Consider the following 25,826-nt stretch of genomic DNA (forward strand, 5'->3'; position numbering starts at 1 on the left):
AATTGATCGAATCTTGCTCGGATGAAAACCCTATTTTAAGCGCTAACTATTGGTAAGTCTCCTTCAACTTCCCCTCCCCCAACGCCCCCCGCGCCTCCTTGATCAGTTTCTCGACATCCAAACTCTCCCCCTCCTTCGCCTTGCCGCTCAACGCATCATTCTCTGCACCAGACGCCCAGCGCAAAAGCTTGATCAGGATTTCAAGATGGCCAAGCCCCGCCTTGCAGGCCGCTTGATGGGCGGTGAAATCCTTGGCATCGCGCAAAAGGGCTGCCTGCTGTGCCGCCCGGCGATAGGCCTTGCGCACCCGGCTGATGTCACCGGGCAAATCGCGCAACATCTCCGCGCGCAAATCCGCCAACGGATCGCTCTTTTCTGGCTCCCCCATCGCCGATCCTTACGCTGTGCAAAGTGCTGATAACCGCGCATCTGAAAGCCGCTCAGGCCAATAGGCCAGATTGCGCAAATGCCCGTTAAGGTGCCTATCCACCCCGTCATAAGACCCCAGCACGATCTTGGAAAAATTGCGCGGCATGGCAAAGCCATCCGGGGATTTTAAAACCACCCCATCAAGCCCCACCGCAACCCCGTCATCCTCCCATGCAAGTGCAATCCGGTGGCAGGTCGCGGGGGCCAACGTGCCATAAAGTGACTGGGTGATGATCGGCACCCCGTCCCGGCGCAGCGAGATGCGCAACTGATCGGCGGCACTGTCATAACCAAGATCAAGATGATCCTCATCAAGGCTTGTCGAATAAAGCTGCAATATCCGCCAGATGCCCTGCCAGCCCGATGCGGTTTCAAGATCAAAGACAAATGTCCCGGCCCCTTGGGCAAACCAGTCACCCGGATCAAGGCTGACATCATCCCCGGCCCGTGTGACCGGAATGCCGCCGCTGATGATATCGCTGGTTGGGACTGCCCCCAATTCAAGCTGCGCATTCCAGATCAGGATCGATGTCGGAAGGCCGGAAAGGGTGGTGCTTATTTTGGGATAGCGGGCACTGCCCGATGCGGCCTCGGAAATCCAGACACGCTTCCAGGTCTCATCGACCAAAACCGCGTGGCTCGATGCCCCGTTGATCCCGCCAAGGGTAATATCCGCAACGCCGGAAACAGTCCGCATCCAGATGGCAAAGCTATACGTTTCACCAACATCAAGATCACCGACATCCTGATAAAGCCCATCCGCGCCACCGGGAAGGGTAAGCTGTGTCGCGCTCATGCTGCCATCCGGGGCAGCAATCAGGCTGCTGGTAACCGTCACCCCGGCATTTGTTTCCCAAAGTGCATTGGTAAAATCGTTGGAATAACGCAATGCATTGGTGGCAGGACCTTCGATCAAAATCCCCCGCCTGCGCCCCAAGGCATCATGATCAAAACCCGGCTGATCAATCGCATGGCTGTGCAACAATCCGTTTTCGCCACGGATCAATTTGGTGCTCGCACGTGAAAGCTTCATGCAGGTGCCAAGCGGCTGATAACGCAATCCCATTGGATGCATCTCCTTGAAACGAAATGTCGGATAATTGGCGGAATTGCGGGGATTAACCACCAATGCGGTGCAGATGGAAAAAGCTCAAAAGATCGCTTTGCCCGATGTCGCGCGTCGTACTGTCTGTATGGGCCAGACGCACCCGCAATCCGTTTGCCGCCCCCGCATCAATCCGCGCCATCCCGCTTAAGCGCAATGTATGCGCCGCCCCCGTGCCAATCGCAGTGATATCATTGGCCTGAAGGTGGCTTGACCAGTTTATGCCGTCATATCGTTCAACCGATAAGGTCGTCATCACCGTTTCGTCTGTCACCGGAAACCGCACCCCGATATCAATATGATAAAAGCCCGGCGGCACTCCCATCGGCCCGAAATGGGCGATGTCATAAAGACTGTGGCTGTCTTCAATCACCTGATCCCATTCGATCAAAAACGCCCCACCGGCCGGGATGCTTTGGCTACCGGTTTTCAACAATTTGACCAAAGGTCCGGCTTCGCGCACCGGGCAGGCAATCCACCGCCCGCCATCGCAAATTACATCAACCATATCGCCACGCAACGGCAGGCCATAAATCGCGTTTTGCGCCGCCCCATTGGTTGGCAAAATCACATCGCCACTCGCGGCGGTCACATCCACCAATGTCCCATCGCCGTTAAACACCCGGTATCGCACCCCATTGCGTGCAATCGCCGCATTGGGCAGGGTCAATCGCGCCCCGTTGGACAACCGAACAAGCGATCCGGTATCGCGGATATCCATGATCCGGTTGACCGGCGCATCAAGAACCGGCATCCGGCGCTCATCCTCCCACGCCAGCAAATTGCCGCTGCGAAAATCAAGATCAAGCATCGCACCGGCATCTTCGCGACCAAAGGATTTCCGTGCTGTTTCGCAGCGCGTTTCGGCGGCCTCCGCCCGGTTCGCCGCATCGGTGGCCCGCGTGGCGTGATCCTGTGCCGCGCTGATCTCTTGCGCTTGCGGGCCATTGGCGATGCCATCCCCATCGGCGTTCCAGACCAAGGCCCGACCCGGCGTGATGTCGGGCAATTCCGCCGATGCCAGATCAACATCCCCCGCCGCCAATCGAACTGTGCCACCAAGCCCGCGATCCACATCGCCAATCGCAGCGGTGATAAAATCAAGATCACGTTCAATCGCATCGCCGCGCGGGACCGACATGGCGTCATAGGAACTTAACCGCCGCAATCGCAACACCCGCGCGATTGTAATCGTGCTGCCCATGGCAGGCGGGGTTTCAAACTTAACTGTTCCGCCGGTTTGACCACCGATTTGGCCACCGATTTGACCAGTTGTTCCAAGGCTGATGTGAAACCCCGAAATGATCTCGTCACCATCAATCGTGATGCGCAGATCGCCGCTGTCAAACACTTCAAAATCAAACGGAAAGGCGGTGCGTGCGCCGTCGCCCTCGAACCGGATCGATGCGACCTGTTGATTGGAAAAAACCGTGCCCATATCCTGCCTCCCCCTTAATCGGCGTTTGATCAGCGTTGCGAAAACCACGCGGTCAGGCGCGCGACCGTGTCATCCTGCGTTGATCGCAAAAGAGACTTTTCGCGCCAGCTTGCCTGATTGTTGATCTGATTACGTTTGCGGGTTGCTTCCGCCTCATCCGATGCCGCGTCCTGCAAGGCGGATTTTTCATACCCGGCCAAAACCGCACTGGCAGAACCAGATCCACCGGCCATAAGCCCCGATGCCCCTTGCCGGGCACGAAGGCTTGCCTGTCGGCGGCGCAGGGCATCTTCGCGCGTCGCATCCTGTTGTTTTTGCTTGGCGGCAAGGTCGCCCAGTTCGGCCTGTCGGGCGGCTTGGGCCTGTTTAATCTGGCTTTGGGCATCGGCCTGACCTGCCTGAATTTTTTGCCCGGTTTGCAAGGCCGATGCGGCCATTGGCACAATTGATGTAAACCCGCCCATCAGTCATTCACCCCCATTTCGCTTGCCGCACCCAACAATAAAAAAGGCCGGGGATTTTCCCCGGCGATGCGCCATAAACCACTGTTGATTGTCCCGCCACTGCCGCGCCGCCACCCCAGACTTCGCAAGGTGATATCCCCGCTATAAAGTGCGTCTGGTTCCGTTTCTGTCTTCGCATCCGAAACCGGCAAGGCAACGTCGCGCAATCCGCGCCCTGTATCAACGCGAAGCTGCCCGCTTTGCTGTAACCGCAATGTCAGCGACACCAACCGCACCGCATTGCCGCCATGCGGGCGACTGCCATCGCGTCCCGCCGGTGGCAGGGCATAAATTTCATGGGTAAAGGGCACCCCGATTTTGACCGAAGAAACCGAACCAACGTTTTCCGGCAATGTCACGGTGCCACCGGCCACCAAAAGGCCATCACTCAATGTGCCTTCCGCCCATGCACTGACCGTTAAGCCATCAAGCGCATCCAGATTTCCCCAATGGCGTCGGGCGGCTTCATTGGCGCCAACATCTTGATTGGTTTGCAGATCAAACCCGCAAGCTTCATCAAACACGCCAAGATAATACCGATCCCCCCGGCGCAGGCAGACATAGACATCGCCCCCGGAAACCGAAACCGATTGAAACTGGCAATCAGCAACACTTTGCGCCGACCAGGCCGTGATGGCTTCAGACCGATACAGGGTCAGGGTTCCAAGCGACCCATCGCCCATCACCACATGCAGCAACCGACGATCGGCATCAAACGCCTGATCGACCGGATCATTGACCAGATGGCGCGATAGCAACGCCAGATCAGCCGATCCATAGGCCTGCTCGACATCGGTAAACAGAAATTCGCGAATTTCCCGCCCGCTGCGCCCGGCAAAGATCGTCGCCCCGTCAATATTAACCAGCGGCACTGTGCGCTTGCTTTGGCTGCCGATCCGGGTTTGCCGGGTGATCTGAATATTGGCGGGAGTCAATGGATCGCCCGTCACCATCCATTCCGACCCGCTGGTGAAAACCTGCAAATGCCGCCCGGCAAACACCCCGGTAATCGCATTGACCTGATCGGCCAAAAGGGCAAATTCAATCGCCTCGTCATCAAGGCCTTCGCCCAGGTCGAAATTAAACAAATCGCCCGATTTTGACATCCACAACCTATTGGGCAAATCGCGCGATCCACCAATCACCATGTGGTCCTGATGGAATGTCACACTGCGCGGCCATCCGCGCACATCGGAAAAGGCCTGCTCGCTAAAGTCGATGGTGGCATCGGTATTTGGCAAGGTGTCTTTCAGCGCAAGGGTTGCCACTCTTGGCCCGGCAACATGGGTGACTTCGCCCTCAATCCCGGTAATCCGCCACAATGTGCCGACATGCCCGTCAACAAACACATCCGCATTGGCTGTAATTGTTACCGACCCGCTGGTCCCCGACGGGGTTAAAGTCACCGCAGGATCAATGAATTTGTAATAGGGCTGGGCAGTGTCATAATTGGTTGCGCGCCAGACCCACAGGGTCATGCGCCAGTCACCCGATGGTGTTCTGGTCAGTCGCACCGGCGATGCATCGGGATGGACAACCAAAAGCGTATCGGCACTTTGCGTCCAGTTTAAAAGATCATGATGCTCAACCCCGAACGGGGTTTCAAACCAGCGCGTTGCCACCCCGTCTTCAAACACCACCGCACGTTTATCACCAAAGGCCAGAAGATAGGTTTGTTCGGTATTGAACTCAAACGTGATCAGGCGAACCGGTCCGTCCAGCTCATCGACCAACCGGATGCCGGGACGGCGACGCACCCCGCCCGATGGTTCGATAAACACATTGCGCAACCGTGCCGCCCCATTGGCATAGGCTGTCAAATCCGACCGCCCCCAAAGTTCCGGCGCAAGTTCCCCGGTCGAGAATGTGTTTTTCTCCAAAACGCGGCGTGCCATTGGCGGCTCCTTGATGAAAGTGACGGCTTAAAAGCTTGCAGTTCGTGGCCCGTGTCTGCGGGTGGATGAAATTCGGTCCAGCCTGCTGTTTCAGGCGCCGTCATCCCCGCGAAGGCGGGGATCCATGCTGCTACTGGAATGTTGCGACGGAATGGGTCCCGGCGCGGGAACGACGGACGGCAAAAATACGTGCATCGAACGAACGTCATCCCCGCGACGGCGGGAATTCGCACAACATGCGCAGTTCTCGCCGCCCTACCCCCGTGCAGCGATCAGCGAAAACCCCTCAATCTCCTGCGGGGTGGATTGCTGCGCATCGGCAAGGCGGGCTTGACGAAACTGATCTTCGGATCGCTTAAACAGATATTCCGCCCGTGTGCTGCTTTCAGTCAGTGGCAGGCAGAATTCAGCCGCCAACCGCGCAATCAGGGCGAGATCAAACCACGGTGGAAAGCTGCCCTCGGCCAAGCGCCCGACATAAGAAAGCCAGGCCGTTTCCCCATCACACACAACAGCCCGGTCACGCAGCTCAAACCGGGTGATTTTACCGCCGTCATTTTCAAGCGACAGCAACCGGATAAAATCACGCGGCAGGGCAAATAAATGGCTGCCGCCTTGCGGACCCTGCCCGTCATCACCCGATACCAACCGCGCCAGCCACACACCGCGCGCCGCAAACCGCCACGGATAGCCCGCCAACATGCCATCGCGAATGGTCGGATAAAGCAGACGGGCAATTTCCGCTTCCGCCGTGTCTTCCTCAAACGATGAAATCGGTGCCGCCCCGATCATCACCAAGGCCCGCGCACACAATGCCACATCACTCAACGCCATCTGATCCCCCCAAACAAAAACGGGGCCCGGAAAACCGGACCCCGCAAAGACTGATCTCAGCAGCAATCAAACCTTGATGATGTAATTCACCACCAGGAAAGGCTGCATGTTGTTATGCGGCTGATCGCCGCCGCGAGACGAACCTGTTTCAGTAAGTGGCGCGATGGCTGTTTGCCCTTGACCGCTCCCTTCGACACCCCCACTCAGAGCTGTCATAACCAAAGTACGATATCCATTGTCCCAATCGTGGGAGTGAGATGGCATCTCATCAATCGTCAACTGATGAACCTCAGCGCCATCTGCTGAAGCAATCACCCGATCCGTCAAACCATCCCCCTGCCCGGCACCAATCGGGGCACGACCCCGCAGATCCGGCAGTTTAAAACTACCCGGCGCCTGACCAACGCCATAGGTGCTGCCAATTGCGCTAAACAAATTGGCATATTCGGCCTCAAGAATTTCAGCGCCATCACACAAAAGGTAGCCCGACGGCGCAGCCACCCCAGCAAACGGCAAAATCGTAGCGGTTGGAACTGCAATTGCCCCGAACTGGTTAATATCGGCTTCATAGCAAATCGTAATTGAATCGCTCATCTCTAACTTCCCAAGTCTGTGGATAAGAAAAACCCGGCAAGCTGATGCCTGCCGGGTGTCGTTTAAAAGCGGGTCAATTGACTTTACTGGCCGGACGAAACCGTTGGGTAAAACGCCTTGATCGCATAGGTCATTGCGATGTTGCGAGGGCGGGTTTCTGAACCGCCAGATGCATCCGTCTGCGATAACTCAAGTGATTGATCAACAGATCCATCGCCAGAAACGATGTACCCATGGCCTGTCTCACCTGAAGCACCAAGTTGTTCGATGAAACCATGGAAATGAGCTTTGAATTCATCTGCCTGCGAAGAAGCAAAAGCACGCCCATCATCCACGCCTCGACCATCGTCAAACCCACGGACAAACTCGCCCCGCAAATCCGGCAGATTGAAGGTCGACACTTCGTCACCATGACCCCAAAGCGTACCAACGGTGGTGAAAAGATCGGCGTATTCGGCACGTGAAACAGCCGAACCATCACAAACCAGCCAGCCTTCTGGCGGGGTTGGCATGGCAAAGGCGGAAACAGCACCGATTTCGCTGCCGGTGATACCACCGCCACCAGAACCACCACCTGCGATCAGGCTTTCGATTGCCTGCAGCAGTTGGGTTTTGTCATCACAATCAGGCCAGATGCCTGCGCCCTGAATAACATTCAGAACTTCGCATTCCACCGGGGTTGAACCCTGCATGAGCAGTCTCCTTGGTTGGTAAAAGAAACCCCGGCAACGGATGCTGCCGGGGCGAGGTCGAGGGAGGAAGAAGAGAGAGAATAAGGTTGGGATCAGTCGGTGTTGCCGGTACCGATTGCCGTCATGTCGCGGACATCAACGCCGGCTGCACCCGAACTTGCGACGACGAACATGCCGCCCGACATTGTGGCGTCACGGTTGGTGTTGGCGATGATGAAATCGCCGATGCGCAGCATGTCCCGCGCATCGGCAAAGTAATCGGCGGTATCAACATCAGAGGCGAGATCTGGGGTGATATAGTGCCACAGCGTAAAGCCGTTGGCATAGGCCAGAACACTGAGGTTTCTGGCTTTGAAACCTTCTGCCATTTTGGGTCTCCTTTATTCTTTTGATCTTGTGGCTCGGGGTTCCCGCCTGCGCGGGAATGACGTTCGTTCCATGCGAGTGTTCTGGCACCGTCATCCCCGCGCTGGCGGGGACCTTGGGCCACAGGTCCGTGCGATGGCGGGCATTATTCCTGCGCTTTAAGGCACACCACCCCGTCGCCATCAATCAGGGCAGCACCCTGGCTCATGGAGTTATTCACAAAGTGTGCCGCGTGATCGCCATGCCAGGTGATATCGGACTGAACATCTGATCCAATCGCATGGCCGATGGCGGTGCGGTGATACCAGAAACACGATCGAATGCCGCTTGCAACCGGAAGGCCCGAATGAGGCATCCAGAGCGTCCCCAACCACCGTTTGGCTTGTGTGCCCTTCCAGGGAAGATCGTCATCACCGATATAATCAGATCGGGAAAACTCATCGATCTGAAGCAGTTCCGACCATTGTTTCCACCCGACAATTGCAAAGCGTTGGCCATCATCGGGCACATCGCGTTCGCCAAGCCCTTCGAACGCCATCATGACTTTTTCAAGTGTCATGCCCTCGGCATTGTCCGGGATGATGTCATCGGTCGCAGTCAGGGCGGTAATGATCAGCTCGTCGGTTTTACGGCCTAGCGCATAGGCCCCGGCATTGGCCAGAACCATCTTTTCATCATGGTTGATTTTAAGCTCATCCAAAGCATCGACCCAGTCGCCGGCATAGTAATCACGCAGATCACAACGCACTGCTTCGTGATCAACATTCATCACTGGCACCTTGCCATGGCGGGCCTTGGTGGTGGCCGTGCCCTTGCCGACTTTTTGAAAAACGGTGCTCGCCCCCTTGATGCTGTTTTTCACCCGCACCGTATTGCGCAGTTTTGATCCCATGCGTTGATAGGCCTGATGCACATCGGCCTGAAAATGATCGACAAAACTTTGATCAATCGTATCGCTCATGGTGTGTTTTCCCCTTGGTTCAAAAAGGTTATCCCGGCCCGCCCACGCGCCCTTGCAGCGCCTGCCACAATTGTCCGCAAACTGGTCATTTTCCGGTCATGGTTGATGGGTAAAAGAACGCAGTTCCGTAATGGAACACATGCCGGTTTGCCCCCGGCCTGTTGCCCCAAACGGGTCTTTCCCCTGTTCAAACCTGATGAAGAGTTTTACGTTTTGCGAAAATCGGTTCTGCTTATCTTCACCCTGATCGGGCTTGGTGTTGCGGCCTATTTCATCCTGCCGCTGACCCCGATACCCGGCTATATCGACGGGGTTCTGAACCGGTTCGAGCTTCTTTTCTAACACCAGCCAAATGCTGCGAAGAACGCTGCCGCTTATGGACGGGACAGGCTGGCGAAATCTGCTTGCACATCGGCAACCAGTGCCGGGTCCCGATCCCGCCAATAGCGCGGATCGTTCATTTTGCGGCGAATTTCGGCCCGAACATCGTCATTGGCATCCGTATCATGTGACCGGCCAAGTTTGGCTTCCTGGGACTGGCCCATCAATCGATGCAGGGCTGTGACCCCGTCTTTGGATTGGCACATGGCATCAAAGGCAGCTTTTGGCAGATTTGCCCGGCCCCAGCTTTCGATTTTCGGCGCAAGCTTTTGCCAGTTTTCCACCCCGCCAAATGCCGCGATCAAATCCGCGCGATCGGTCGCCCGCTTTGCAGCCTGATCAAGTTCATCCATCATCGGGTTCAGGATTTCACCGGCAAGATCATAAACCAGTTGCGCCTGTGCGTGGCTAAACCCGGCATCAAACAAACGCTGATTTAACGCCGGGTCTGCTTGGCCCAATCCGGCATCAATCGACAAGGCATAGGCATCCGGGCTTTCGGGGATTTGCGTGATATCGAACGACGGGTTTTCGTCATCGCCTGAAGCACCATGCACCCTGCCATCCGTAACACCATCCGCTGCGCTATCCCCTACACCCGCATCCAGATTACCGGTGGCGTCATCTGCCCCCGGCAACCCGAAATTCACCAAAGGCGTCGTGGGCGGGCTTGCCAAATCGTGCGACGCCACATCCTTTTGCTGCTCACCCTGATCGGGATCGGTTGTCATGCTGACACTCCGCAATGTGGTTTGAGAAAAGTGGTTTGGTACGTGCGGTTTGAGAGTCCCAAGCCGCGTGCTCAGTCGCCCTTATGTCCCGATGCAAGCCTGCGCATCTGAAGCACCAAGGCACGCTGCCCTTCGCGCATCCAGATCGCGTGACTGTTGGCATCCGGCCCCAGTGACGTGTGAAGGATTTGCCGTTCAAGATCGGCAAGCACCTGTTGCCCGGCAGAAGTATCAAAGCATGCCTGCCAGTGATCGATATCGGCACCCTCTGGCATCTCGGGTATCGGGTCGAACCAGTCCCAGCCGCTCATGATACACCCTCCAACACTTCGGGTGGCAAGGCCGGGCGCAACACATGGTCAGGCACGCCAAACTGATCGGCAAGCCAGCGGACCATGACCGGCAAATCAACCTCGCCCAGTGCTTCGGGGCCAAGGGTTGCGATGTGTGATAACCAATCAAGCGCCTGTCCCGCCTTCACCCGTTTGGGCAATTGTGCAAGCGGTGCGGAATGGCGCAAAACCACGACATCGCCATCAATCGGAATGTCGGGAAGTTCGCCGGTTTTGGTCAGGATATAAAGTGCCCGGCGGATCAACGGATACAGCAATTCTGCCTGCAACCGGCCATAGGTTGCGCCGAGAAGCCGCGCATTTTCCGATGCCCGTTCAAGCACCTCGGTCGCGGTCATGCCCGGTTGATCAACCTGCCCCAATCGATCGGCCAGCAAACAACGGCGAATACGATCACGAAGGTCCGAAAGTACGAGATCAGACACATCAAACCGCCCCGGAGCCTCCAGCGGTTTAAGTCCCGCCGATCCCACCGCCTTGGGAATGATGCTGCCGGGGATAAGCCGGATGGTCGCCGGGTTCAGCACCCCGTCATCATCGGCCTGCCAGATGCCCGTCACCGCGATGGAGGCGTTTTTCAGCACCAGTTCGACGACCTTGTTGGCGGTCTTGATATCGGGCAGTGCCTTCATCACCGGGGATCGGCCATAGGTTTCCCCCGGTGCCTTCATCCAGCGAAAGGCGATATAGGGCGACACATCAAAATGGTCGCGATAGATCACATCATCATGCGCAATCGATGAAGCCGTGCCCGAACCTGTGCCACCATTGGGCGTCGTTCCATCTTCAAGAAACACGCAAATATCATATCCCGCCCCGCCATCGGTTTTGGGAATGACCGCCTCGATCACAGTAAAGCGTTTTGGCTCGCCTTGCCCGGCCTCATTGCCACCCTGTGCCGGCAGGTTTTTCGCATCCGGCCAGTTTTGCTGAATTTCATCGAAGGTCAGCAAGAGTTTGCGAAACACCGCATCCATCTTGCCGTCACTGCGTTCTTCAAATGCCAGATCACGTAACGGAACCGCGGCAAAGCGAAAGGCAGACGGGCTGCGCAGGTCGGCCTTTTCAAGGCGCAAACACGCGGTTCCCGCCGTGACCAGATCAAGAAACGCCTGATGCATTTCGACCGCAAAGTTTGACCGATCAAAATGCCCCTGCAAAATGCGGACAGCACGGCCCAATTGTTCGGTCAAAACCTGCCGGTCATCACTTGAAACATTGCCACCCGGTTCAAGGTCAAACCATCCCCCGCCCGGCGGGGTGATTTCAGCCATCAGGCTGGCGGCAAGCTGTTCGACCGCATCGGGGGCGGTTGCATCAAACACCCGATCAAGGCGTTTGCCGCCATCGGTTTGCTGAGTGGAACCATTGCGCTGTGGCAAGGCAAATTCATAACAATCCTGCCAATGGGCTTGCCAGGTGCGCCGTTTGCCAACCGCCTTTTGATAGCGGGTGCGCAAAGATGCGATGCTTGGCCCTGTTGCCGGAATTTGGTCGCGCTTTGTTGCCGCTTCGTTGACGGCCGCCTGCTTCATCACCGCTAAAACATGTTGCATTTAATCCCCCAACAAGTTTTTGCCACCCACGGCCTGATTGATCCGGTCATTCAAAAGCCCGCGATAGCTGGTCGCAATCAGGCTTGATCGCCCATAGCGTCGCCGTTCAAGCGCCTCTTTGCGGGCATTGCTTGCCGCTTGTTCCGCACTGGTCTCGGTTTCTGTACTGCTTGAATTTGATGCTGTGACCGGTTTGCTGGTGGCAACCGGCTTTGGTGTGGAAAACAGGCTTCCCATCGGGTTCTCCTGCAAGTTGGGATGCACGCACCCCAAACGAAAAACCCGCAAGGGCAAAAGCCTTGCGGGCGCAATTATCGCGTTGATGTGGCTCTTATAGCACCATAAAAAGAACAAATCAAGAACATTTTTCAGAAAAATGCACATTCCTGATTTCTGCTGTGGCATCACTTTGTTTTTGCAAGTGTCGATAAAGCTGCCAGGGGGTGACGATCCAGAACCCTGAAAGGCCCAGTAACCGTTTGACCAGCTCGACACAACTCATTGGACCGATGCGGATTTTCTGTGCGACTGATTGCGGATAAGACGCCCAGATACAGTGATGCCCGATGGACCGGTAATAGGAACATGGATCAAAGATCGGCGAATAGCACCAGCTTTCACACCGCACCCGATGGCTTTGCGGATCAAGGAAAATCCATTCCCCGGCCCGCACCCCGGAAACCAGCACAAAGCAATGGCGAAACCCGGGTTTGAGGAATTTTAAAACCCGCTTTTCCGGCGCATCGGCAAACACCACCAGCACCGAAACTTCGCGCCCGGATGCAGATTGTGCGACCCAACGATCACTCATTTCCTGAACGCTGCTGGCCAATACGGGTTCATTCGCATTGGCTGAGATTATGGTATTTGAAATCACATCCCGCATGGTGACAAATCCCCGCTAAGTTCGACCAGAACGTCTTCTTCGTGGAAATTCTCATCCTTGCGAAGTTCGACAATGCCGCGTTTGATCAGAACCGTTTCAAGCGCATCAAGCGCCTGTTGCCACAGATCATATTTCGCCCCTTCGCGCCGGTCGCGCGGATCGGGTTCGCGTTCGACAAGCCCATAATATTCAAGCACTTGCAAATGCCGATCCTGAAGCGTGCCATCATGTTTCAAGCGCATCACCGCGTTATACACATCATCGGGATCACACGGGCGCACGACCTCGCTTGCATCGGCAATTACACGCGCCCCTTCGATCCGTGCGGTTTGACAGCGCACAAACCAGAACCACGCATGACGGGCACTGGAAAACGGCGTAATTTCGCGCTCTGACAGGGGTTTTGGGAAAAGTCTTTGTTCGGTCACGTCGCCCTCCTGCTGGTTATATCCTGCGTTCAACGCCGTGCATGCATGCCAGGGGAAACAGCGCAAACCCGCCAGTTATGATCCGGCAAAAGGCAATATTTGACCGTCACGGGCACAAGACTGTGCGCGCGGTATCAAGATTGCGGTTTGTGATTTCCCCGATGGTGGATTACCCACCCCTCTTGCCGCTGCACATGACGTCAGCGCCAGGCCTTTGCCGATATCCAGGTCGATCAGGACTTACTTCTGGATGCAGTTCCGGTGTTGATATGCAAGCTATAATCCCTTTTTGTTCTCATTGCAAAGGATTAATTTCCTATTTTCTCAATGCCCTGAAATTGCTCGACTTGGGGCCGTTTGAATGAATAATAGGCCCTTGATCAACACAAGATAAGGCAAAGACTCCCATGGGCTGGTTCAGCATCAAGATGACAGAACAAGAAGCACTGGGCATCTCAAACAGCTTTATCGAAAGTTTTGAAAAACTGTTCCAAGCAGCCAACGCACCAGAAAATGTGGGTCTTTTCTGCTCGCTTCAGCTTGGCACCGATGATGCCTATTTTCTTTCACCAGATGCCAAAAAACTTGCCGAACCCGCCCTTGCCATGCGCCCGGCCACAGCCTGCCCACGCCCCTCGAAAAAGGATGTGATCTTGCTGGTTGGAAATGAAAGCGCGCTTAAACTTTTGGGCTAATCGGTTTTCAGAGCCATCGACATGCAATCACGAAAACAACTCGCCCTCGCATAGAACGCCACAATATGAGAGAATTCTCTCATCATTGGACGCTGTAATAGGGGGAGTTTCCGTGAAGACTTTTGCTGTCTTTGCCTTCTTGTTGTTGGCTGGTTGCACAGGCCAAATCATGAAAGGCTACATTGGCAAATCAATCCAAGAACCGATCCTTGATTACGGCCCTCCAATCAATGTGATTGAGCTTGGAGACGACCGTCGCGCATACCAATGGAATATAGTAACTGGCGGGGTTGTTCCCGTGTCTGGGCCTTCTACAACAACATACATACCGTACTCAGATTCCTGCGTGCATACATTGACCGCAAAGAAATCCGGCGATACCTACATCGTTGACGGGCATCGGCAGACACATGCCTTCTGCGAATAGTAAATTCGAAAGATTTTACGTCAAAATCTGCATCAGTTTTAACTAAGGCAGGTTTTCCTTCACCACGACTTCCATGGTGAGTTTGGCAACATCTGCATTGGCATCAAGCCCGTTGCGTAGATTTTCAAAAATCCGCAGCGTATTTTGCACAATCACGCCGGGGCTTTGGGTGATGACGACATCCATGATGTCTTCAAGCAAAAACCGCCGTGTATCGGGCGTCAGGCCATGGCCGATAAAGATGATGTCACGCCCCCGGCCACTTTCGCGCAAAGCCCGTGCCACCCCGTCTGATGATCCCCCGACATTGTAAATCCCGATCAGATCGGGATATTCCGCCAGAAGCGATTTGGTATGCAGATAGTTTTCGCTGCGATCATCATGGCCTTCACGGGCCGCAACCACCCGGATATCGGGAAAGGCTTCTTCCATCAGACTAAGAAAACCCATTTCGCGTTCTTCATGAGCGCGGTACGTCCGGCTGGCCGCAATCATCGCAACCCGACCTTGCGTCGGTTTCATAAACCGGCCCAGCAAATAGCCTGCTGTGCGGCCCACCGCCCGGTTATCCAACCCGACATAGGCCGCATGTGGCACGCCGGAAATATCGGAAACCACCGTGATCATGTGTTTGCCCGCACCCTGAAGATCCGACACGGTTTCACGCACCAGCGGATGATCAATCGCCATAAAGGCAATGCCATCGGCCTTTTCGCCATGTTGGCGCAGAGCTTCGGATAAAAGCTGCGGGTTAAAACTGTCGATGAAAAAGCACCGTGCCCGGATGTTAAAGCCCGTAATCGCCTCTGCCGCGGTTTTGATCCGATCACCGAGCAATTGCAAATACGGATTGGTGCCTGATGGCAGCAAAAACACCACCCGCATCGGCTTGGGCCGAAAGACTTCCTGCATATCGGTTTCAGGCAGATAGCCAAGTTCGGATGCGGCCTGCAAAACGCGCTTTGCCGTGCGTTCGCGCACGCCGGGGCGTTTGTTCAAAACACGGTCGACCGTTGCCGGTGAAACACCGGAAATGTCGGCAATATCCTTGATAATCGGTCCGCTCGTCTTTGGCATCGCACCCTCAAAAACATCAAAACACATCAATTTATGATGTTTGATGATGGGAAATGTTTCACGTACTCTGAGAACATTCAAGGGAAAAGAAAAACAAAATCCCCGCAAAATAGACTAGGGTCAGCGCCTGTTAGTTGACGGCTTCTGCCCCTAAAGAACGCATAGACCATCACGGGAGGAAACCATGGTCATTCAGAACAAATTTCGTCATATCGCGACGACCCTCGCTGCTGCTGCATCCCTGACCGTCATGGCGCATGGCGCACAGGCGCAGGAATATGAACTGAATTACGGCCACATGAATTCCCCGACCAGCGTGGTTGGTCTACAGGCCGATTGGCTGGCAGAAGAAGTCGCCAAAAACACAAATGGCGCGGTCAAGATTGACGTTTATCCGTCATCCCAGCTTGGCAAGATTCAGGAACTGGCCGAAGGCGTATCGATGGGCTCCATCGCCTTGTCACACAACACGGCTGGTGCGCTAAGCTCGCTTTATGAAGATTTCGGCGTGCTTGATACCCCGTATCTGTACCGCGACTATGATCACCTGATGAAGGTTGTCGATATCAATTCCCCTGTCATGGCCGAACTTAATCAGGGCCTGATCGACAATACCGGCATGCGCGTTCTCTATGCGTTTTATTTCGGCACCCGTCAGTTGACTGCAAATATGGCTGTTAAAACCCCGGCGGATCTGGCCGGTGTTAAAATCCGCGCCATTCCATCCCCTGTTTACCTGACCGCTGTCGAAGGCCTTGGTGCGGCACCGGTGCCGGTTGATTGGTCCGAAGTTCCGACCGCCCTTGCCACCGGCATCGTTCAGGGCCAGGAAAACCCGGTCAATGTGGCCGTGGATCACAAACTTTATGATGTTCAGACACATATGATGCTGACCGGGCATATTTCAGCCGCCGAGATCGTCGTGATCAACGAAGACCTGTGGCAGAGCTTCCCGCAAGACATCAAGGACGCCATCACCAAAGCGGCCGAAACCGTGCGGATGAAAGCATCGCAGATGATCCTTGATAAGGAAGCAGGCGATCTTGCCAAACTTAAAGAAGCCGGCATGACGATCATTGGCCCGGATGACGGGCTTGACGTTGCCGCCTTCCGCGCAGGTGTCGAGAAACTTGTTCACGAACGTTTCGACGACAAATTCGGCAAGTATTACGAAGAAATTGCTGCCGTAAAATAATCGCGCTTCGGGGCGGCCCTGTGGAACGTTTTGTTCGCCAAAGCCGTCCCGAATTTTCTGTGCCCAATTGATTTTCAGGTATCGTCATGCCCTACAGGAACTCCCCGATTTATAGGGGACTGGACCGTGTTTGCCGGGTTCTGACCGCATTTTCGATGGTGATGCTGGCACTGATGACGGTGCTGGTCGTTGGTCAGGTGATCATGCGCAATATGTTTGATCTTGGCCTGCCATGGGCGGATGAACTGTCGCGCATTTCAAATGTCGCATTGGTGTTTTTCGCGGTTCCCGCCCTGATGCTCCATAACCGCCATATCGCAATTGATCTGCTCTATAGCGCCTTGCGTCCGCGCGGCAAAGCCATCCTGCGCTTTGCCAACTACACGCTGATTTCCGTGTTTTCCGCCATTTTCCTGTTTGGTCTTTATAAATTTCTGATGCGGGCGGGCAAATTCACCACCCCGTCGCTCAATCTTTCGAATTATGCGGTTTATGCCCCGGCGGTGATTGCCATTTTCCTGCTGCTGGCTGTTGCGCTTTATCGCTTGATCACGCGCACCGAAACCGCCCCTGACTATGAATCTGATGATGGCAGCAACGCAATTGCCGATGCGATTGCAAAAGAAATGTCGTCTGAACTCTCGCCTGATCCATCCCGTGGGGATTCCGACAAATGATGAGTGCAACCCTTCTTATCCTGTTTCTGGCACTCATGATCATTCGTTTGCCGATTGCCATTTGCCTTGGCCTGTCATCGGCAACCGTCATGATCCTGTTTAACCTGCCGATGACGGTTCTGGCACAGCGCACGGTCAATGCCCTTGATTCCACCCCGCTTTTGGCCGTGCCGCTGTTTATCTTTGCGGCCAATCTTCTCAGCCTGTCGGGTGTGACCAACCATCTGTTTGAACTTGTTCGCATGATGGTCGGCTGGATCCGCGGTGGCACGGCTCAGGTCAGCGTTCTGGTCAGTTTGATCTTTTCTGGTGTCTCTGGTGCCGCCCTTGCCGATATCGGTGCCTTGGGCGCGGTTCAGATCAAAATGATGCGTAAACAGGGCTATACCCCTGAATTTGCATCGGGCATCACCATGGCAGCAGCAACCATTGGTCCGATTTTCCCGCCAAGCATTCCGATTATTATCTTTGCCTCAGTCGCCAATGTATCTGCGGTCAAATTGCTGATTGCCGGGATCGTTCCCGCCATTCTGATCACGCTTCTTCTGATGGCGCAGGTCGGGGTAATGGCAAAGATTTATAAGCTGCCGCGTGACGATGTTAAATTCAACATTGCCGCCTTTGCCCGCAAGTTTGTCATTTCCCTGCCCGCCCTTGCCGCCCCGGTTCTTTTGATCGGTGGTTTGATTTCAGGCTATTTCGGCCCGACCGAGGTTGCCGGTGTGACGGTGGCCTATGCGCTTTTGATTGGCAAATTCGTCTATCGTCAGCTTGATCTGAAACGGGTTGTGCTTGCCGCGCGTGACAGTGTCGATGCAACGGGCAACGTCCTGTTCATCGTATCGACCGCGGCCCTGTTTGCCTGGGTTCTGACCATGGACCGCCTGCCGGTCACGGCCAGCGAGTTCTTGCTGGGCCTGTCAAGCGATCCGCTGGTGTTGCTGTTGATTGTTAATGTGCTTTTGCTTGTTGTCGGCATGTTCCTGGAATCAATTGCCGCCATCCTGATCATTGCACCGATCATTACCCCGGCCATGACGGCCGCAGGCGTTGATCCGTTGCAGCTTGGTGTTGTCTTTGTCCTTAACCTTATGATCGGGCTTCTGACCCCGCCTGTCGGCATGAGCCTGTATATGGTCAGCATCATCGCCAAGATGCCACTGCACCGGGTGATCCGTGGTGCATTGCCCTTCCTTCTCCCCCTGTTTTTGTCACTGCTTGCAGTGACCTGCATACCGGCAATCTCTACCTGGTTGCCCAACCTTCTGGATTAAGTGAGGAAACATGAGCAGATTTCTTGGTGAAATTCGCCAGCTCGGTTACGTCGTGCCCGACATTGAAGCGGCCATGGACTATTGGGCCGAAACAATGGGCGTTGGCCCGTGGTATTATAATCCGCGCGTTCCGATCGAAGATTACCGCTATGACGGCAAATCTTATGACGTTCACAACTCGGTCGCGCTTGCCAATTCCGGATATGTTCAGGTCGAACTGATCCAGACCCGCAATGATGCACCCTCGATGTATCGCGACTTCCAACAGGCCGGAAATACCGGTCTGCAGCATGTTGCCTATTGGACCGAAAGCTTTGATAGCGATCTGGCCCTGATGGAAAGCAAAGGCTTCACCGTCAAGATGAGCGGCAAGGTCGGCGAAGCCGGTCGTTTCGTTTATTTCGACAAGGAAATGCATCCGGGCACCGTGATCGAACTTTCCGAAGTTGTCGGCCCGAAAGGCCGCCTGTTCAAATCGATCTATGAAGCGTCCCTTGACTGGGATGGCACTGATCCGATCCGTCCTTTCCCATCGCTTTCGGAAATCTGACCCATGGACTTGATTGAAGCCCGGTATCTTATTGAAACACCGATGGACCCTGAAAAGATCGCCACCATCATGGCTGGCGAGCAAAGCAGTGGGACATTTGTGCGTGTGGCTGGTGAAACCGACGAACTGCGCGAACGCTGTTCGGCACGGGTGTTGTCCCTTCGCGAACTTACCCCTGCCAATCAGCCCAGCCTGCAAAGTGCATATTTGACCGCACGCGGGGTTACGGGGCCATACCGCCGGGCTGAAATCCGCATCGGTTTTCCGACCGGCAATATCGGGCGCAATCTGGCAACCCTGGCATCAACCGTATCGGGCAATCTTTATGATCTCGGCGAAATCACCGGACTTAAACTGATTGATCTCAAACTGCCCAAACCCTATCGCGATCTTTATGACTATCCGGTCGCCGGGACCAAAGGCACACGGGCGCGCATGAATGTGCAGGATCGTCCGTTCTTTGGCACGATCATTAAACCAAATGTCGGCATGCGCACCCCCGATATTGCCAATCTGGTCGAACAGCTTTGTGAAGCCGGGGTTGATTTCATCAAGGATGATGAAGTCTGTGCCAATCCGGAATCCTCGCCGCTTGCCGAACGCATTCCGGCCGTGATGGACCGTGTGCGCCGCTATCGCGATCGCACCGGACGCGATGTCATGATTGCGTTTAACATCACCGATGAAACCGATGCCATGCGCAAGCATGCCGATCTGATTGAAAAAGAAGGCGGTGCGTGCGCGATGGTCAGCATGAACTGGGCCGGGCTTTCGGCCCTTCAGACCCTGCGCAAATCAACCGGCCTTGTTTTGCATGGCCACCGCAACGGCTTTGGGGCGTTTTCGCGCCATCCATTGATTGGCATGGCGTTTCCGGCCTATCAAACGCTGTATCGTTTGACCGGCATGGATCACATGCATGTTCATGGTATGGGCGGAAAGTTCTGCGACGAAGACAGCGAAGTTCAGGCATCTGCCCAAATCTGTGCCCAACCCCTCGCCCCCGGAAACGGCGATGAAGACCATGTTCTTCCGGTCTTCTCATCTGGTCAGTGGGCCGGGACGGTTCCGGCCACCCATGACGCGGTTGGATCGGCTGATTTCATGTTCCTTGCCGGGGGTGGCATTCTGGCCCATCCATCAGGCCCGGCAGCCGGGATAACCAGCCTGCGCCAGGCATGGGAAGCCTGCGAAGCGGGCATTAGCCTGGAACACCATGCCAAGACCAATTCGGCCTTGTCCGAAGCCCTGTCCTTTTACGGGGCAAAAGGCTGATCATGACCAAAATCGTTTTTTGTGCCGATGATTTTACCGGGGCGTCCGATACGCTGGCGACGCTGGCGCGTGCGGGTCTGAATGCACGTCTGTATCTGTCCGCCCCGGACCAATCAAAGTCGGTTGGCAAAAACGATCCTGATCTTGGTCCTGACAGTCTTGACGCCTTTGGTGTCGCAACGTCGCTCCGTGCTATGGGGGTCGAAGACGGCGTTGCCACCATCGGCGCGATTGCCCCCAAACTGGCAGGCGCTGGTTCTGGCCTTTATCATTTCAAGATCTGCTCGACCTTTGACAGCAGCCCTGAAACCGGCAATATCGCTGCCGTTGCCGATCGCTATGCCGTTTCTGTCGGCGCGAAATGGAAGGCGGTTATTGGCGGGCAACCATCGCTTCGCCGGTTCTGCCTGCTGGGCAATCTTTTTGCCGGGGCGGGCAACAGCAAGCTTTATCGCATTGATCGCCATCCGGTCATGTCGGTTCATCCCGTCACCCCGATGCATGAATCCGATTTGCGCCGTCATCTTTGCGCCCAAGGCTGGCCCGATATCGACTTGATTGATTTCACCATCATTCGCAAAGGCCCGCCTGCACTCATTGCCGAAATTCGCCGCCGCCTGGCAACCGGGGAAACCGAAACCCTGTTTGATGTCAGCGATGAAGCCGATCTTGTGACCATCGGTGAAGCCATCCACGAGATTGCCAAAACCACCGCAACACTGTGCGTTGGCGCAAGCAGTGTCGCACAGGCGCTGTTTCCGTCGCTCAGCCCCAATACAGACCAGCCATCACAGATGTATCGTCGTCCCGGCCCGGTCTTTGCCTTTGCCGGAAGCCGATCATCTTTGACCGCTGATCAGGTCGCGCTGGCGCGCAACTATGTCAAACGCAGCATCGCCCCATCCGATCTTTGCGATCCAGCAGCCCTTGATGCCCTGCGCGCTGAATGCCTGGCCATTCTGGGTGATGGCAAACATCTTTTGGTCTCGCTTTCCGATGAGCGCGCCCATGCCATTTCCAGCCATGATCTGGCCCGGACAAGTGCTACTTTCATTGCCGGTATCAGTCAAACCGTCAAACTTGGCTTTTTGCTGATTGCCGGGGGCGATACATCCAGCCTTGCGGTTCAGGAACTTGGCATTGACAGCCTGTCATTCGCCGCTGACTTTGATGCCGGTGCACCAATTATTCGTGCGCATGCGTCTTTGGCGACACTTGATGGACTGCCGATGTTGCTTAAAGGCGGGCAAATGGGCAAACCGGCCTTGTTTGATAATATAACGACGTTGCCGGTTGCCGCCGTTTAGTCCGCCAACCAGACGACAAAGATTTGACCAAAAGCAGGAATTAATTCCTTTCGCCGGGGCTTTTGCTCCTGCTAGGATGGGGCATGATCCGACATCAGCAAATCTGGGCCGCCCTTGACCAAATCGCGACAGACCACGGTTTAACCCCGTCTGGTCTGGCCCGATTGGCGCAACTTGACCCGACCACCTTTAACCGGTCCAAACGCACCACAAATCAGGGCAAGGCCCGCTGGCCGTCAACCGAAAGCATTTCCAAGGTGCTTTCCGTCACCGATGTCAGTTTTCGTGAATTTTCCGAACTGGTGGATGGCAATGGTGCCGGGCGCATTCCCGTCATTGGCTTTGCCCAGGCCGGCAATCGTGGATTTTTTGATGATGCGGGTTATCCGGTTGGCGGATCGTGGGAAGACATCACCTTTCCGGCCCTGCATGATCCGACCGCCTATGGATTACGGATTTCAGGTGAGTCCATGGCGCCGGTTTTTCGCGATGGCGATCTGATCATTGTCAGCCCGGCATCGAACATTCGCCCGCAGGACCGTGTGGTTGTCAAAACCGTTGAGGGCGAAGTCATGGCCAAGGAACTGATCCGGCGCGGCGCACTTGGCGTTGAGCTTAAATCGTTTAATCCCGAGTATGAGGATCGTTTTGTGCCCGCAGACCAAATAGATTGGGTTGCCCGTGTTCTGTGGTGCAGCCAATAGACATTTCACACCAAAACCGAAATACTTTTGAAAGATACATACTGCCAATATGATTTTGATCGAAAATAGCCTGTTAAAATTGCGGCAGGACATTCCTACATAAAGACAGACATTTGATCCGAGCCGATAGCGCAAAGCGCTTAAGGGAAACAGGAGACCTGCTTGCACCTGCAACGCCATCATATTTTGCGGTTCTTGGTGATTTTCGGCGCTTATTTCATCACCGGATTTGCAGGGCTACAGCTGCAATATCATGGCACCAGCCAATCCATGGTCTGGCTACCACCGGGCATCGCCCTTGGCACAATGATCCTTTGGGGATGGCGTTACTTCCCGGCCGTATTTCTTGGGTCTATTTTAACCACCATCTTCTCAGGCATTCCGGTTTTACCTGCGCTGCTGATTGGTATCACATCAACGATTTCGGTCACAATTTCTGCCGCGATCATTGGACGTTTCTTTAAAGACAACCTTCTGAGCAGTCTCCGCGGCCTCACTGCCTTTTTCCTGATTGGCGTATTTGCGACCCCTGTGACTGCGGCATTTCTGGGATCAGGCCTTGTCTTTCTGAATGGCATGCCCGAAGCAGCCAATTTCAACGAATTATGGCTAAGCTGGACGCTTTCAAGCATGGTCGGGGTGTTAATTGCCGCCCCCCTGATCCTGCGTGTTGTCAATTACCCATGGCAATCCAGAAGCACTGCAAATTATCTGGAATTGATATTCATCGCCATTGCGGCTGTGATCGTCAGCTCAACGGTTCATACAACCCCCGTAACATCACGCCCGGAATACCTGTTCATCTTTGTCTCACTGCCTTTCGTGATCTGGTCTGCGATCCGGTTTGGCATGATGGGGACAACACTGGTCAACGGTTTAATCGCCATTACAATTGTCGGGTTCACCGCAGCGGGCCTTGGCGGATTTGTTAACGTCAACGCCAAAGACGGCATCCGTGAAATCCACAGCTATATTCTGATCGTCTCGTTCATTTCCATCCTCATGGCGGCTGGATTTGAAAAGATAGGGAACATCACCACCCGGGCACGTGACGGAAAAATATCGCGCGATATCCATCGACTACGGCGTGCGCTTGCCGGTTTCATTGCTGTGTTTGGGTTTGGTATTTCTGCGGTAGCGGCATGGTACACCTACAACCAGCTTAGTGAAGCATCCCGCGCACAGAATGAACAATATCGCCGCGCCTTTGAAGCATCCCTTCGCGAAGAACTTGGTCGCGCCACAGACTCACTGGTTGCGGTTCGCACCCTGTTTGATGTCCACGGCAACGTATCGTTCAGCACATTTGATGCCATGATTGCACCGTGGGTAAGTCGGCGTCCAGGTGTCGCTGCGCTGGAATGGGCCCCCTTTGTGCCCAAACGTGCCCGTAGATTAATCGAAGAAAACGCCCATTTAAGCGGTGTTGAAAACTTTGCCATCCGTGATTTCCGAAATGGCAAAGCCGTTCCCGCCCCTGAACGCGATGGCTATTTTCCGATTTTCTATGTTTTCCCGCGCTCAGGAAACGAGAAAATTATCGGATTTGATCTTTATGGCGATCCAATCCGAAAACAGGCCGTCGAGAATGCCTTGCGTACCGGCAACATCACACTGACCGAACCGCTTAATCTGATGCAGGCGAACTCTGCGGTCATCACATCTTTGGCTCTTTTATCAATCAATAACCGTCGCGATCCGTCCGGACCACCATTGGGCATTGCAATTGGTGTCCTGAGACTGACGAACATGATCACCCGCGCAGCCCGGGTGGCGCGCTTACCGACCAATTACGAAATCCATATTGCCGACCTTGATGCGCGCAGTAACCAAAAGATGATTTATTCCAATCGTCCGCAGGGATACGCGCTTGATCACATCATCAAGGAAAAGGAAATCCGTTATAATCCGAAAGTCTCTAATTTCACCTTCGGGTATCGGGACTGGACCATTGTCCTACATGAAGAAGAACGCTTATATAGTGGACTAACATACTGGCAACCTTGGGCAATCTTCATTTTCGGTGCGACCATCAGTATCCTTCTGATGGTTTATTTGCGGTCATTAACGCGGACCGAACGCCAGATTGTCGATTTGATCGCAATCCGTACCCGCGAACTTGAAAACGCGCGTGAAGCGGCTGAAAGTGCAATGAACCAGGCCCAACAAGCCGACAAAGCAAAATCAGAATTCATCGCCCATATGAGCCACGAATTCCGATCACCCATGACGTCAATTCTGGGCTACACACAGCTTGCAGAAGACAGCCTCCAGGCAGAGTTTTCTGTCGAAACCTTGAAAAATTATCTGTCGACCATTCGCGGTGCCGGACGCCACGTTTTGTCACTCATCGGCGACATCCTTGATATTTCCAAGATCGAGGCCGGAAAACTCATCCTTGAAGAAGTGCCGTTCGATCTGCGCCGGGTGTGCGAAGAAGTGACATCCATGATGATGGTTCCCGCCCGCAATCAGGAAAATACACTTCATCTGGAAATTGATCCCGACATGCCCGGCTGGGTGATTGGTGATCCGGTTCGTCTCAAACAGGTTGTTACCAACCTTGTGTCCAATGCGGTCAAATTCACCAAATTTGGCAACATTAACGTGCAAACCTCTGCCGTAAAGATAACCGACACCGAATTGAGCTTCCGCATTACGGTAAAGGACGAAGGTATCGGCATCCCGCACAACAAACTGAAATCGATTTTCGAAGCCTTTGCACAGGTCGATACGTCAACCGCGCGGCGTTACGGGGGAACGGGCCTTGGTCTGGCCATCTGTCAAAGTATGGTGCAAGCCATGGGCGGAACAATTGAAGTTGAAAGTACCGAAGGCAAAGGCAGCACATTCTGGTTTGACCTGACATTGCCGCGCAGCTCCGAACAAGCAGCGCGCGAACTTGAAGGTCAGGACAACACAGACATCGACCCACAGGAAAAACCAAAGATTGTCGGTCGTAACCTGCTCTTGGTTGAAGACATTGCAATCAACCGTATTCTTGCGCAAAAGCTTCTGGAACAAGAAGGTCACACCATTACCCCGGCAGGCGATGGTCAGGCAGCACTTGATATCCTTGCCAAACAGGATTTCGATGCTGTTTTGATGGATATTCACATGCCCGTTCTCGACGGGCTCGAAGCGACCCGTCAAATACGCACCTCCGAAGATCCGGTCAAGGCGACCATTCCTGTGCTTGCTCTGACGGCCGATATTTCCAACGAAAACCTGACCGTCTTTCGCGCAGCAGGGTTTGACGCCTATTGCACCAAACCGCTTGATATAAAGGCGATCAATTCCGAACTTGCACGCCTTGCCGACCGCATGCCTGATCAACGCCGCCAAATCGCAAAAAAGGTCGATGACTAACCATCGCCACTGGTGATGTTTTCTTTGACCCGGCTTGGGCAAAAATCCTATTCTGTGCGCCAACTTCATACCGCCCCACCAACATGACCAAGATTTTCCTTGGCATCCGCGCATATCATCAGGA

At 54.7% G+C, this 25,826-nt stretch carries 27 protein-coding genes; 10 read left to right on the forward strand and 17 right to left on the reverse strand.

What is annotated here, in order from left to right:
* Positions 1-46: 46 nt before the first annotated feature.
* The 10 genes from ACQ0MK_RS11475 to ACQ0MK_RS11520 all read right to left on the reverse strand — a co-directional run bounded on the left by ACQ0MK_RS11475 (position 47) and on the right by ACQ0MK_RS11520 (position 8,817).
* The gene (locus tag ACQ0MK_RS11475; protein WP_430472706.1) at positions 47-388 is read right to left on the reverse strand and encodes a hypothetical protein; all 342 of its coding nucleotides are present in this window, start codon (positions 386-388) and stop codon (positions 47-49) included.
* Between the two features lie 9 nt (positions 389-397).
* The gene (locus ACQ0MK_RS11480) at positions 398-1,495 is read right to left on the reverse strand and encodes a phage head spike fiber domain-containing protein (RefSeq protein ID WP_430472707.1); all 1,098 of its coding nucleotides are present in this window, start codon (positions 1,493-1,495) and stop codon (positions 398-400) included.
* A 52-nt stretch (positions 1,496-1,547) separates the two neighbouring features.
* Positions 1,548-2,972, reverse strand: coding sequence for a hypothetical protein (locus ACQ0MK_RS11485; RefSeq protein WP_430472708.1), 1,425 nt, complete (start codon positions 2,970-2,972; stop codon positions 1,548-1,550).
* Between the two features lie 29 nt (positions 2,973-3,001).
* Complete coding sequence (locus ACQ0MK_RS11490) at positions 3,002-3,436, reverse strand: hypothetical protein (protein WP_430472709.1); 435 nt, start codon at positions 3,434-3,436, stop codon at positions 3,002-3,004.
* The gene (locus ACQ0MK_RS11495; RefSeq protein WP_430472710.1) at positions 3,436-5,370 is read right to left on the reverse strand and encodes a hypothetical protein; all 1,935 of its coding nucleotides are present in this window, start codon (positions 5,368-5,370) and stop codon (positions 3,436-3,438) included. Before ACQ0MK_RS11495 ends, ACQ0MK_RS11490 begins: the two co-directional genes overlap by 1 nt.
* A 255-nt stretch (positions 5,371-5,625) precedes the next feature.
* Entirely contained in the window at positions 5,626-6,204 is a 579-nt protein-coding gene (locus ACQ0MK_RS11500) for a hypothetical protein (protein WP_430472711.1), read from the reverse strand.
* Positions 6,205-6,270: 66 nt separating this feature from the next.
* Positions 6,271-6,798 (reverse strand): phage tail protein, encoded by a 528-nt coding sequence (locus ACQ0MK_RS11505; RefSeq protein WP_430472712.1) that lies wholly within the window; start codon positions 6,796-6,798, stop codon positions 6,271-6,273.
* An 83-nt stretch (positions 6,799-6,881) separates the two neighbouring features.
* Positions 6,882-7,490, reverse strand: coding sequence for a phage tail protein (locus tag ACQ0MK_RS11510; RefSeq protein WP_430472713.1), 609 nt, complete (start codon positions 7,488-7,490; stop codon positions 6,882-6,884).
* Between the two features lie 92 nt (positions 7,491-7,582).
* Positions 7,583-7,858 carry a hypothetical protein gene (locus ACQ0MK_RS11515; RefSeq protein WP_430472714.1) on the reverse strand — a complete coding sequence of 92 codons (276 nt, stop codon included), beginning with the start codon at positions 7,856-7,858 and terminating at the stop codon, positions 7,583-7,585.
* A gap of 143 nt (positions 7,859-8,001) precedes the next feature.
* On the reverse strand, positions 8,002-8,817 hold the full coding sequence (locus ACQ0MK_RS11520) for a phage capsid protein (RefSeq protein ID WP_350043408.1): 816 nt from the start codon (positions 8,815-8,817) through the stop codon (positions 8,002-8,004).
* Here ACQ0MK_RS11520 and ACQ0MK_RS11525 point away from each other — a divergent pair.
* Positions 8,782-9,159: a hypothetical protein gene (locus ACQ0MK_RS11525; protein WP_430472715.1), complete on the forward strand. Its 378-nt coding sequence runs from the start codon at positions 8,782-8,784 to the stop codon at positions 9,157-9,159. The genes ACQ0MK_RS11520 and ACQ0MK_RS11525 overlap by 36 nt on opposite strands.
* Before the next feature lie 32 nt (positions 9,160-9,191).
* On the opposite strand, the gene ACQ0MK_RS11530 is transcribed toward ACQ0MK_RS11525, so the two are convergent.
* The 6 genes from ACQ0MK_RS11530 to ACQ0MK_RS11555 form a co-directional block, all read right to left on the reverse strand.
* Entirely contained in the window at positions 9,192-9,929 is a 738-nt protein-coding gene (locus tag ACQ0MK_RS11530) for a capsid assembly protein (RefSeq protein WP_430472716.1), read from the reverse strand.
* Between the two features lie 71 nt (positions 9,930-10,000).
* A complete protein-coding gene (locus ACQ0MK_RS11535) occupies positions 10,001-10,240 on the reverse strand; it encodes a hypothetical protein (protein WP_430472717.1) in 240 nt (79 codons plus the stop codon).
* Positions 10,237-11,838, reverse strand: a complete 1,602-nt coding sequence (locus tag ACQ0MK_RS11540; protein ID WP_430472718.1) for a portal protein — start codon at positions 11,836-11,838, stop codon at positions 10,237-10,239. Before ACQ0MK_RS11540 ends, ACQ0MK_RS11535 begins: the two co-directional genes overlap by 4 nt.
* Entirely contained in the window at positions 11,839-12,075 is a 237-nt protein-coding gene (locus tag ACQ0MK_RS11545; RefSeq protein ID WP_430472719.1) for a hypothetical protein, read from the reverse strand.
* Positions 12,076-12,193: 118 nt separating this feature from the next.
* The gene (locus ACQ0MK_RS11550; RefSeq protein ID WP_430472720.1) at positions 12,194-12,649 is read right to left on the reverse strand and encodes a hypothetical protein; all 456 of its coding nucleotides are present in this window, start codon (positions 12,647-12,649) and stop codon (positions 12,194-12,196) included.
* Between the two features lie 62 nt (positions 12,650-12,711).
* The gene (locus ACQ0MK_RS11555; protein WP_430472721.1) at positions 12,712-13,152 is read right to left on the reverse strand and encodes a hypothetical protein; all 441 of its coding nucleotides are present in this window, start codon (positions 13,150-13,152) and stop codon (positions 12,712-12,714) included.
* Between the two features lie 407 nt (positions 13,153-13,559).
* Here ACQ0MK_RS11555 and ACQ0MK_RS11560 point away from each other — a divergent pair, with 407 nt between their 5' ends.
* Complete coding sequence (locus ACQ0MK_RS11560; protein WP_430472722.1) at positions 13,560-13,847, forward strand: hypothetical protein; 288 nt, start codon at positions 13,560-13,562, stop codon at positions 13,845-13,847.
* A gap of 469 nt (positions 13,848-14,316) precedes the next feature.
* Here the strand turns inward: ACQ0MK_RS11560 and ACQ0MK_RS11565 are convergent, their stop codons facing one another.
* On the reverse strand, positions 14,317-15,351 hold the full coding sequence (locus tag ACQ0MK_RS11565) for a LacI family DNA-binding transcriptional regulator (RefSeq protein ID WP_430472723.1): 1,035 nt from the start codon (positions 15,349-15,351) through the stop codon (positions 14,317-14,319).
* Positions 15,352-15,535: 184 nt separating this feature from the next.
* Here ACQ0MK_RS11565 and ACQ0MK_RS11570 point away from each other — a divergent pair, with 184 nt between their 5' ends.
* The 8 genes from ACQ0MK_RS11570 (at position 15,536) to ACQ0MK_RS11605 (ending at position 25,702) form a co-directional block, all read left to right on the forward strand.
* On the forward strand, positions 15,536-16,546 hold the full coding sequence (locus ACQ0MK_RS11570) for a TRAP transporter substrate-binding protein (protein WP_430472724.1): 1,011 nt from the start codon (positions 15,536-15,538) through the stop codon (positions 16,544-16,546).
* 86 nt (positions 16,547-16,632) lie between these two features.
* On the forward strand, positions 16,633-17,223 hold the full coding sequence (locus ACQ0MK_RS11575) for a TRAP transporter small permease (protein ID WP_430472725.1): 591 nt from the start codon (positions 16,633-16,635) through the stop codon (positions 17,221-17,223).
* Entirely contained in the window at positions 17,220-18,497 is a 1,278-nt protein-coding gene (locus ACQ0MK_RS11580) for a TRAP transporter large permease (protein ID WP_350160038.1), read from the forward strand. Before ACQ0MK_RS11575 ends, ACQ0MK_RS11580 begins: the two co-directional genes overlap by 4 nt.
* A gap of 10 nt (positions 18,498-18,507) precedes the next feature.
* Positions 18,508-19,047: a VOC family protein gene (locus tag ACQ0MK_RS11585; protein WP_350043421.1), complete on the forward strand. Its 540-nt coding sequence runs from the start codon at positions 18,508-18,510 to the stop codon at positions 19,045-19,047.
* Positions 19,048-19,050: 3 nt separating this feature from the next.
* A complete protein-coding gene (locus tag ACQ0MK_RS11590) occupies positions 19,051-20,322 on the forward strand; it encodes a RuBisCO large subunit C-terminal-like domain-containing protein (protein WP_430472726.1) in 1,272 nt (423 codons plus the stop codon).
* A gap of 2 nt (positions 20,323-20,324) precedes the next feature.
* Complete coding sequence (locus tag ACQ0MK_RS11595) at positions 20,325-21,629, forward strand: four-carbon acid sugar kinase family protein (RefSeq protein ID WP_430472727.1); 1,305 nt, start codon at positions 20,325-20,327, stop codon at positions 21,627-21,629.
* Positions 21,630-21,712: 83 nt separating this feature from the next.
* Positions 21,713-22,333, forward strand: a complete 621-nt coding sequence (locus ACQ0MK_RS11600) for a S24 family peptidase (protein ID WP_430472728.1) — start codon at positions 21,713-21,715, stop codon at positions 22,331-22,333.
* 162 nt (positions 22,334-22,495) lie between these two features.
* Positions 22,496-25,702 (forward strand): MASE1 domain-containing protein, encoded by a 3,207-nt coding sequence (locus ACQ0MK_RS11605; protein WP_430472729.1) that lies wholly within the window; start codon positions 22,496-22,498, stop codon positions 25,700-25,702.
* The last annotated feature ends 124 nt before the right edge of the window (positions 25,703-25,826 follow it).

The organism is Thalassospira lucentensis (assembly GCF_050516545.1).
In the GTDB taxonomy this organism is placed as follows: Bacteria; Pseudomonadota; Alphaproteobacteria; order Rhodospirillales; family Thalassospiraceae; genus Thalassospira; species Thalassospira lucentensis_C.

What these genes read in the sequence shown, in the direction of transcription:
- ACQ0MK_RS11475 (WP_430472706.1), bottom strand. Translation starts at nt 388, where the DNA reads ATGGGGGAGCCAGAAAAGAGCGATCCGTTGGCGGATTTGCGCGCGGAG.
- ACQ0MK_RS11480 (WP_430472707.1), bottom strand. Translation starts at nt 1,495, where the DNA reads ATGGGATTGCGTTATCAGCCGCTTGGCACCTGCATGAAGCTTTCACGT.
- ACQ0MK_RS11485 (WP_430472708.1), bottom strand. Translation starts at nt 2,972, where the DNA reads ATGGGCACGGTTTTTTCCAATCAACAGGTCGCATCGATCCGGTTCGAG.
- ACQ0MK_RS11490 (WP_430472709.1), bottom strand. Translation starts at nt 3,436, where the DNA reads ATGGGCGGGTTTACATCAATTGTGCCAATGGCCGCATCGGCCTTGCAA.
- ACQ0MK_RS11495 (WP_430472710.1), bottom strand. Translation starts at nt 5,370, where the DNA reads ATGGCACGCCGCGTTTTGGAGAAAAACACATTCTCGACCGGGGAACTT.
- ACQ0MK_RS11500 (WP_430472711.1), bottom strand. Translation starts at nt 6,204, where the DNA reads ATGGCGTTGAGTGATGTGGCATTGTGTGCGCGGGCCTTGGTGATGATC.
- ACQ0MK_RS11505 (WP_430472712.1), bottom strand. Translation starts at nt 6,798, where the DNA reads ATGAGCGATTCAATTACGATTTGCTATGAAGCCGATATTAACCAGTTC.
- ACQ0MK_RS11510 (WP_430472713.1), bottom strand. Translation starts at nt 7,490, where the DNA reads ATGCAGGGTTCAACCCCGGTGGAATGCGAAGTTCTGAATGTTATTCAG.
- ACQ0MK_RS11515 (WP_430472714.1), bottom strand. Translation starts at nt 7,858, where the DNA reads ATGGCAGAAGGTTTCAAAGCCAGAAACCTCAGTGTTCTGGCCTATGCC.
- ACQ0MK_RS11525 (WP_430472715.1), top strand. Translation starts at nt 8,782, where the DNA reads ATGATCGACAAAACTTTGATCAATCGTATCGCTCATGGTGTGTTTTCC.
- ACQ0MK_RS11520 (WP_350043408.1), bottom strand. Translation starts at nt 8,817, where the DNA reads ATGAGCGATACGATTGATCAAAGTTTTGTCGATCATTTTCAGGCCGAT.
- ACQ0MK_RS11530 (WP_430472716.1), bottom strand. Translation starts at nt 9,929, where the DNA reads ATGACAACCGATCCCGATCAGGGTGAGCAGCAAAAGGATGTGGCGTCG.
- ACQ0MK_RS11535 (WP_430472717.1), bottom strand. Translation starts at nt 10,240, where the DNA reads ATGAGCGGCTGGGACTGGTTCGACCCGATACCCGAGATGCCAGAGGGT.
- ACQ0MK_RS11540 (WP_430472718.1), bottom strand. Translation starts at nt 11,838, where the DNA reads ATGCAACATGTTTTAGCGGTGATGAAGCAGGCGGCCGTCAACGAAGCG.
- ACQ0MK_RS11545 (WP_430472719.1), bottom strand. Translation starts at nt 12,075, where the DNA reads ATGGGAAGCCTGTTTTCCACACCAAAGCCGGTTGCCACCAGCAAACCG.
- ACQ0MK_RS11550 (WP_430472720.1), bottom strand. Translation starts at nt 12,649, where the DNA reads ATGAGTGATCGTTGGGTCGCACAATCTGCATCCGGGCGCGAAGTTTCG.
- ACQ0MK_RS11560 (WP_430472722.1), top strand. Translation starts at nt 13,560, where the DNA reads ATGGGCTGGTTCAGCATCAAGATGACAGAACAAGAAGCACTGGGCATC.
- ACQ0MK_RS11565 (WP_430472723.1), bottom strand. Translation starts at nt 15,351, where the DNA reads ATGCCAAAGACGAGCGGACCGATTATCAAGGATATTGCCGACATTTCC.
- ACQ0MK_RS11570 (WP_430472724.1), top strand. Translation starts at nt 15,536, where the DNA reads ATGGTCATTCAGAACAAATTTCGTCATATCGCGACGACCCTCGCTGCT.
- ACQ0MK_RS11575 (WP_430472725.1), top strand. Translation starts at nt 16,633, where the DNA reads ATGCCCTACAGGAACTCCCCGATTTATAGGGGACTGGACCGTGTTTGC.
- ACQ0MK_RS11580 (WP_350160038.1), top strand. Translation starts at nt 17,220, where the DNA reads ATGATGAGTGCAACCCTTCTTATCCTGTTTCTGGCACTCATGATCATT.
- ACQ0MK_RS11585 (WP_350043421.1), top strand. Translation starts at nt 18,508, where the DNA reads ATGAGCAGATTTCTTGGTGAAATTCGCCAGCTCGGTTACGTCGTGCCC.
- ACQ0MK_RS11590 (WP_430472726.1), top strand. Translation starts at nt 19,051, where the DNA reads ATGGACTTGATTGAAGCCCGGTATCTTATTGAAACACCGATGGACCCT.
- ACQ0MK_RS11595 (WP_430472727.1), top strand. Translation starts at nt 20,325, where the DNA reads ATGACCAAAATCGTTTTTTGTGCCGATGATTTTACCGGGGCGTCCGAT.
- ACQ0MK_RS11600 (WP_430472728.1), top strand. Translation starts at nt 21,713, where the DNA reads ATGATCCGACATCAGCAAATCTGGGCCGCCCTTGACCAAATCGCGACA.